The organism is Anaerophaga thermohalophila str. Valhall (assembly GCF_000250735.1).
Taxonomy (GTDB): Bacteria; Bacteroidota; Bacteroidia; order Bacteroidales; family Marinilabiliaceae; genus Anaerophaga; species Anaerophaga thermohalophila_A.
Genome location: NZ_AHZV01000243.1, coordinates 1 through 5,175 on the forward strand (window position 1 = coordinate 1; position 5,175 = coordinate 5,175).

Here is a 5,175-nt window from a genome sequence, read left to right on the forward strand (position 1 = left end):
TAAACCACCGGAACCTCAGCATAAACCACCGGAACCTCAGCATAAACCACCGGAACCTCAGCATAAGCCTCCCGAACCCTTGCATAAACCTTCGGAATCTTAATTCAACCTTTCACCCCTTCTGCCCTTCAACCTTCTTACCCTTTGCCCCATGCTTTGGTGAGCTGATGAGCTGATGAGCTGATGAGCTGATGAGTTGATGAGGGAATGAGCTGATGAGGGAATACCCTTCCATCACGTTTCTCCATTCTTAAGAACTATTCTTTCTACTCCCTGCCCCATGCTCTCTGCTCCATGCTCCCTGCTCTCTGTCCAATGCCTCCAACCGCTTTAACAGAGGTGGATGCGAATAATTAAAAAACACATACCACGGATGCGGGGTGGGATTACTGAGTGCATTGGCCGAAATTTTCTTAAGGGCCGATTGCAGTGCCCGGGCATCGGCGTATTTCGCGGCAAAGGCATCGGCCTGGTATTCGTTACGGCGCGAAAAGATGGTCATCCCCAATCCCAGGATTTCACTCACAGGACTGTACAAGATAGCAAACCCGATAAGCCCGATATGGAAAACAGGCTCCTCAACACCCAGAGCCTGCGAAAGAGCCGGTTCGTTGACAAACCATCCTAAAAGAAAAAGTGTAAGTCCGGTCTGTAAAACACTCAAAACAGTACTCCAAATGATGTGCCTGAGTCTGAAATGTCCTATTTCATGAGCAAGAACAGCAACAATTTCACGAGTTTCCAGATCATTAATAAGGGTATCGAACAGAACAATTCGCTTGTTTTTGCCAAAGCCGCTAAAAAAGGCGTTGGCCTTGGTAGATCGTTTGGAGCCATCCATCACATAAACATTTTCGAGCGTAAAACCGGCCTTTTTGCTCATTTCCTCAATGGCAGTCCTCAGTTCTCCCTCTTCAAGCGGTGTTTGCTTGTTGAAAAGCGGAAGTATCAGTGTTGTATAAAACTTGCTGAAAAATATCATGAACAACGAGAGGCCTGCCCATGCATATAACCAGAACCAACGGCCGGCAAACTCATAAAACCAGACGATCAGCCCCAGCAACACACCTCCTATTATGGCCCCCAGCAATAATCCTTTGATCTGATCCAACACAAATGTTTTTGGTGTTGTTTTATTGAACCCAAACCGTTCTTCGATAACAAAGGTTTGATACACAGAGAACGGCAAACCGATGATGAACGAAGCCAATCCCATTGCACCGAAAAAGAATAACGGACGCCATAACCAATGACCGGTTAATTGCTGCACCGTTTCATCTACCCATGCAAAGCCGTGATACCACAAAAACACGAGTAAAACAACCAGACTGAATGTAGATGATATTTTCCCGAACCGGTGGTTAACTTTGCGGTATTGCTTTTGCTTCTCAAATTTTTCCTGAGGGTAAACATCGGCCAGTCTTTCAGGAACTTTATGAGCCCAACTTTTCCGGTTCAGCTCTTCAAGTATCCAGCCCCAAACGGCATCGGCCAACAATATAGCTATGATGATGTAAAATAGTGTTGTATGCATTTTTTCAATTATCAGTTATCAATTATCAGTTATCAATTATCAGTTATCAATTACCAATTATCAATTACCAATTATCAATTATCAATGACCGAATGAGTAATGGTCAATTGAACAAAGCCAGCAACCAGTAACCAGCAACCAGTAACCAGCAACCAGTAACCAGTAACCAGCAACCAGCAACCAGCAACAAGTAACCAGCAACAAGCAACCAGCAACCAGCAACCAGCAACCAGAATCTTTACAATGATCAATTAACCTATTAACCTATTAACCTAATGACCTAATGACCTGTCTCCCCGGCCGGCCATCACTGTTCCATTCCAAACTGTGGCGTGATGAAAGAGGGTGCAAACTTAATCCATAAGCTGTTTATAACCAAAAAGAGATGCATTTAAAAAAGTGTCGCCACCCGGGTGCGTGATTATACATCCTCAGAGTGGCGACAACAGGGTCAAAAAAGCGGGCCGGTAAATCAGTTTGAGTAGACCGGTATATAACTCAGTTGCTTAATATCATCAAGCGAAGAATAATCGTATTGATACAATCCATCCTCTCCTATCAGAAGCAGAACACTACCCAAAGGGATAACATCAAAAGCATCCATACCTTTGTAATGGGCAATCATATTCTCATCGATACCAAAAGGATCCGAAGCATTGAAAATTTTCAAACCGTCCTTGCCATCGCAAACGAACAGCACTTCATCGTCAATACCCAGGCCATAGGGCTCAGTCATGGGATAAGATTCCAGTAGTTCTGGGGCCTCTATTACGGATATATCTATTACATTCAACTGGCTTTCAATGGCGCCGCACAAATTTCCGCCGCGCAATGTAACGTAAGCATAATCACCTTCCACCACAACAGGATCGCAGGCTGTGGCATGCCTGAACTCGGAAATAAACTGCGGATTTGCCGGATTCTGCAGGCTGTAAATATACATCCCGCTTTGAGCTCCTATAAAAAGCATCTGGTTGTATGGAAAGAGTGTCTCTATCTGCCAACTGATGCCGATTTGTTTTTCGAATTCCGGGTTAGCAGCATTTGACACATCGAATAAATGCAGTGAAGCCTTGTCGATGGCATACAAATAATTGTCATATACTGTAAACCTCGCCATGGAACCACCTGTACCTGTTCCAGCCCCTGACACGCCGTTTACTTTTGCCGCATCCAAAGCAAAAAATTCAGCCCTCCACGTTGGAAAACGGTTATAGTAATACTGATCACCGTCAAAAGGTTCGGTTCTTTCGGTTTTAGTGTAACCCGTGATTACCCCCTTGTTCTCATCAATCTCCTCAAGCAATCCTGCTTCAAATTCCGGGATAATGTAAGGAAACACATTTGTGTCGCGATCCACTTCAGTAATATTATCCATGTTACCGATATCGATGGTCAACAGATCGATATAACTATCGGCATAAAGTTTATCCCCTTTTATGGCCATATCAACATTTCCGGGGATTTCAATAAATGAAACTCTTTGCGGATTTGACGGGTCGGAATTGTTGATGACGTGAATACCCTTTTGATATTCGTTGATGAAGATAAAATCGTCTTTAAAATAGATTTTACCGGGTTGTTTTATGACTTCGGCGCTTTTTACAGAAAAAGAGGTTCTGAGATCGGTGTAGCTGAGATAAACCGGAGTATTTACAACGTAGGTTTCTTCCACCTTATCGCTACACGAAAAATGACTGAGCGCAAGGCTCATCAACACGATGGTGAATACTGTTTTTCTCATTTCATTGAATTTTAGTTTAGCATCTGTCCATTTATCTATGAAGATGCATTTGAGTATAAAAGGTTGCGTTAAAGTGAATAAATAACGCAACCATTTAGAGAAAAAACTGTCTTGGTAGTAAAAACCGCCCTCACCTTAAAGAATCAGAGGCCACTTAATACTCATTTACGAGTATGGCTAAAAGTTACACAGAGGAACATGCATAAAATCAATCATGCGGGTTCCATCAGGCTAATAACTTTAGAATTCGATGCTGATGAAAAACTCTTTTACTCTCCTGTTATTGTTGTTGCCATTTCTGCTTTATTCTCAGAAAGCAACGAATACCCCGGACCTGGAAGCGGCTACGTGGCAGAAAGGTTACACAGGTTTTGTCTCTTATGGAAAGCTAATTGGCTCGGAAAGTGATGAAGAACCATACGTTAACTCATTTCATATTGAGCAAAATTACCGGTTTAATAAGTACTTCGCAGTGGGACTGATAACCGGGACCGACTGGTTTGACGTTACATTGCTCCCGGTTGGAGCCGATATTAAGCTGATACATCAATTAAAGAAGACTGCTTTTTACGCAGGTGGTGCTGCAGGCCATTCATTTCCGCTTGAAAACATGGGGCTTGAAAGCATTAACGTTCTTGATACGAAAGGCGGCCCGTTTGTAAATGCTCATGTGGGTTATATGATTTCTACGGGCAGAAAAATCAATTTTTATGTAGCGGTAGGTTACCGTTATCAGTCATTTTCCTTTATACGCGAAGATTTATGGCTGACAGAAGTAGAACGAAAAATAACCTACAACCGCTTCTCTGCGAGGATCGGAGTGAATCTGTTTTAAACCCTTTTTAAAGCAGACTATTGTAAAAAACCGTGTGAGTTCGAAAATTCACACGGTTTTAATGCTGTTCCGGTTTATTGTTTGGTTACCGGACCTCTTTTAATGGCTTTGTTAACGTAATACAGCCCGGCAATGACGAAAGGAATGCTGAGAATTTGTCCCATATTCAGCCACATGCCTTCTTCAAAGGCTTCCTGATTCTCTTTCATAAATTCAATAATGAACCGGGCGGAAAAAATTCCAATCAGGAAAATACCAAATAAAAGTCCCTGGCGCAAACGCGCATTAGTTCGCCAATAGAGAAACATCAGATATATAAAAACAACCAGATATGACAGGGCCTCATATAACTGACTGGGATGGCGAGGCATCTCAGGATTATCCACAGCAGCCCGCAGAAAACGAAATCCCCAGGGAACATCGGTGACACGCCCCACTATTTCGGAATTCATCAGGTTACCCAACCGAATAAAAACAGCTGCCAATGCCACGGGAACAACCAGTCGGTCGAGCACCCACAGCATCGGTTTTTTGGTTACCTTTTTTGAATACAACCAAATGGCTATCAATATCCCTATGGCACCGCCGTGACTGGCCAGCCCGCCATGCCAAATCGCAAATATTTCGGCCGGATGCTGAGAATAATAATCCCAGCCATAAAAGATAACATGCCCCAGCCGTGCCCCGATTACTGTGGCAACAACCACGTAAATGAACAATTTGTCAAGCCACTGCTCGGGTACTTGTTCACGCCTGAACATACGTTCGATAATATAATATCCAAGCAAAAAGGCGATGGCAAAAAAGAGGCCGTAATACCTTACCGACAAAGGCCCGAGAGAAAATATCTCCGGGTCGGGATTCCATGTAATATAGTTAAGTAGCAACATACTGGATAGATTGTTAGATTGTTAGATTGTTAGATTGTTAGATTGTTAGGGGTGGGTTGGGTACTGCTGACCGACCGTTCTCCCTTTAAAGGGTCAGAAAGGTGCGGACAGGGGCTGCTGGATTCGGGTTTCGTGTGTCGTGTTTTGAGTTTCGTGTTTTGAGTTTTGTCAA

General features: G+C 43.3%; 5 protein-coding genes. 1 reads left to right on the forward strand and 4 read right to left on the reverse strand.

Annotated features, from left to right (window positions below; all coding sequences use genetic code 11):
* Positions 1-250 precede the first annotated feature (250 nt).
* The 3 genes from OQ5_RS0113015 to OQ5_RS0113020 form a co-directional block, all read right to left on the reverse strand.
* Complete coding sequence (locus tag OQ5_RS0113015) at positions 251-1,534, reverse strand: M48 family metallopeptidase (protein WP_016777906.1); 1,284 nt, start codon at positions 1,532-1,534, stop codon at positions 251-253.
* Positions 1,535-1,608: 74 nt separating this feature from the next.
* Complete coding sequence (locus tag OQ5_RS23560) at positions 1,609-1,785, reverse strand: hypothetical protein (RefSeq protein WP_176694088.1); 177 nt, start codon at positions 1,783-1,785, stop codon at positions 1,609-1,611.
* A 221-nt stretch (positions 1,786-2,006) separates the two neighbouring features.
* Positions 2,007-3,278, reverse strand: coding sequence for an LVIVD repeat-containing protein (locus OQ5_RS0113020; RefSeq protein WP_016777907.1), 1,272 nt, complete (start codon positions 3,276-3,278; stop codon positions 2,007-2,009).
* A 256-nt stretch (positions 3,279-3,534) separates the two neighbouring features.
* On the opposite strand from OQ5_RS0113020, the gene OQ5_RS0113025 reads away from it, so the two are divergent.
* Positions 3,535-4,113, forward strand: coding sequence for a hypothetical protein (locus OQ5_RS0113025; RefSeq protein WP_141638884.1), 579 nt, complete (start codon positions 3,535-3,537; stop codon positions 4,111-4,113).
* Between the two features lie 74 nt (positions 4,114-4,187).
* Here OQ5_RS0113025 and lgt read toward each other — a convergent pair whose 3' ends face one another.
* Positions 4,188-5,003, reverse strand: coding sequence for a prolipoprotein diacylglyceryl transferase (gene lgt, locus OQ5_RS0113030; protein ID WP_016777909.1), 816 nt, complete (start codon positions 5,001-5,003; stop codon positions 4,188-4,190).
* Positions 5,004-5,175 lie beyond the last annotated feature (172 nt).

What these genes read in the sequence shown, in the direction of transcription:
- OQ5_RS0113015 (WP_016777906.1), bottom strand. Translation starts at nt 1,534, where the DNA reads ATGCATACAACACTATTTTACATCATCATAGCTATATTGTTGGCCGAT.
- OQ5_RS0113020 (WP_016777907.1), bottom strand. Translation starts at nt 3,278, where the DNA reads ATGAGAAAAACAGTATTCACCATCGTGTTGATGAGCCTTGCGCTCAGT.
- OQ5_RS0113025 (WP_141638884.1), top strand. Translation starts at nt 3,535, where the DNA reads ATGAAAAACTCTTTTACTCTCCTGTTATTGTTGTTGCCATTTCTGCTT.
- lgt (WP_016777909.1), bottom strand. Translation starts at nt 5,003, where the DNA reads ATGTTGCTACTTAACTATATTACATGGAATCCCGACCCGGAGATATTT.